This window comes from Neglectibacter sp. X4 (genome assembly GCF_009917365.1).
Classification (GTDB): Bacteria; Bacillota; Clostridia; order Oscillospirales; family Acutalibacteraceae; genus Acutalibacter.
This window is the reverse complement of the sequence record NZ_QWLE01000363.1, coordinates 1-504: the sequence shown is the minus strand read 5'-3', so window position 1 is coordinate 504 and position 504 is coordinate 1. Positions and strand designations below refer to the sequence as shown.

The window sequence follows — 504 nt, the reverse complement described above, 5'->3', positions numbered from 1 at the left end:
CGGTTCCGGTTCCGGTTGCAGTTCTTGAAGTATCTCTTGCCGTATCTGCTGCCGCAGCTGTTGTTCTTCCTTTGCCTTTTTTAACTGTTCAGCAGAGCTGATAGCGCGCGAAGGGGCTTTTGGGGGCGTATAGTCTTCCCATTCGGTTGCGGCTGTACCTTTCAGCGCGTCTAAGAAACCGTCATCTTCCGTGATTTGTTCGCGCTCTGTTACACTGTCCGCCTGTCCTAAGTACTGTTTGCCTAGCCATATCCCCATTGAAGCATTCTTTTCCGCAAGTTTGAATTGGGAACGTCTAAGGGATATTTGCCCCGGTGCTCTCTTTTGTGCGAATATGTCCGCAAAATTCATTTTGTAGGTACGTTTACACCATCTTTCAACGGTATCAGCTGAACACCCAAAGAACCCCGAAATTTCAGCAAGTGTGCATTGCAAGGCACAAAGGCTTTCAAAATTTTCTTGGTCAATTTCAATGCGTTTGCGTCCTCTTTTTGCGGTTTCGCT

The 504-nt window shown here is 47.4% G+C and carries 1 protein-coding gene; it reads right to left on the bottom strand.

The annotated features are described in order from the left end of the window. Positions 1-504 (bottom strand): hypothetical protein (locus D1841_RS18590; RefSeq protein WP_166554426.1); only part of this gene is annotated, 504 nt, incomplete at both ends.